Source organism: Mesorhizobium sp. M2C.T.Ca.TU.002.02.1.1 (genome assembly GCF_003997225.1).
Genome location: NZ_RZTO01001159.1, coordinates 1 through 1,432 on the forward strand (window position 1 = coordinate 1; position 1,432 = coordinate 1,432).

Annotated in this window: 2 protein-coding genes; both read left to right on the forward strand. The window is 67.0% G+C overall.

Going from position 1 to position 1,432, the window contains the following annotated elements:
* Positions 1–657, forward strand: a 657-nt coding sequence (locus tag EOD07_RS34295) for an amidohydrolase family protein (RefSeq protein ID WP_164772835.1), incomplete at its 5' end; no start/stop codon positions are given.
* Positions 658–672: 15 nt separating this feature from the next.
* Positions 673–1,419 carry a histidine utilization repressor gene (gene hutC, locus EOD07_RS34300; protein ID WP_127238343.1) on the forward strand — a complete coding sequence of 249 codons (747 nt, stop codon included), beginning with the start codon at positions 673–675 and terminating at the stop codon, positions 1,417–1,419.
* The last annotated feature ends 13 nt before the right edge of the window (positions 1,420–1,432 follow it).

Sequence of the window (1,432 nt, forward strand, 5' to 3'; positions counted from 1 at the left end):
GAACAGGTGAAGGAAGTTGAAGACTGCATCGCCTGGTCGGGCAAGCGCCCGGTCGAATTCCTGCTCGCCAATGCAAAGGTGGACCAACGCTGGTGCCTGATCCACGCCACGCATATGACCGAGGCCGAAACGGTTGCGATGGCGAAGAGCGGCGCGATTGCCGGGCTCTGTCCGATCACCGAGGCCAATCTCGGCGACGGCACTTTCGCGGCCCCGCTCTTCATCGAGCATGGCGGCCGCTTCGGCGTCGGCTCCGATTCCAATGTGCTGATCGGCCTGCCGGACGAGCTTCGGCAGCTCGAATATTCGCAACGCCTTGCCCACCGCGCCCGCAACGTGCTGGCCCGCGCCGGCGGCTCGACGGGACGGGCGCTGTTCGATGCGGCGCTTGATGGCGGCAGTCGGGCGCTTGGGGCAGGTCCTTCACAGATTGCCACCGGCGGCCCTGCCGATCTCGTCTCGATCGACCAAAACCATCCATCGCTGGCCGGCAAGGCGGGCGACGCGATTCTCGATGCCTGGATTTTCGCCAATGGCGGCACGGTCGATTGCGTGTGGGTGCATGGCAGGAAACAGGTCAGCGGCGGCCGGCATGCGAAGCGCGAGGCTGTCGCCGCGCGGTTCCGCGAAGTCATGACCGCATTGTCGCAAGGCTGAAGCAGGATCCATCCGATGAGCCTGGTCGAGACAGACGATGTCGAGGGCGGCGAGATCCTGTCGCTGCACCAGCGCATCTTGTCCGACATCCGTGAAAAGATCCTGTCGGGCGCTTGGGCGCCTGGACATCGCATCCCCTTCGAGCACGAGCTGACGGCTCAGTACAATTGCTCGCGCATGACGGTGAACAAGGCGCTGTCGCAGCTGGCCAAGGCGGGGCTCATTGAGCGTCGCCGCCGTTCCGGCAGTTTCGTCCGCCAGCCGCAGTCGCAGGCGGCGGTGCTGGAGCTGCACGACATCAGGATCGAGGTCGAGGCGCTCGGCCTGCCCTATCGCTATGAGCGGCTGGAGCGCCTGAAGCGGCGCAGCAGCGCCGAGGATCGGGCGCTTCTCGGGCTCAACGCGTCTGGTCCGGTGCTCGCGCTGGAAGGGCTGCATTTTGCCGGCGAACGGCCGTTCGCGCTCGAGCAGCGGCTGATCAACCTCTCCGCCGTGGCCGAGGCGGCCGAGGAGGAATTCCTCGAGATCGCGCCAGGCCCCTGGCTGATCGGCCGCGTGCCGTGGAGCGAGGCCGAGCACCGCATCCGCGCCATGGCGGCGGACGAGGCAATCGCCGACGCGCTCGACATCGATCCGGGCGCGCCCTGCCTGGTGGTCGAGCGCCGCACCTGGAGCGCCGAGCACCCGGTGACTCACGTGCGGTTTGTCTATCCGGCGGAGAGCCATACGCTGGTGGCAAGGTTTACCCCGTCGCAGGGGTGACTCACCCTCACCC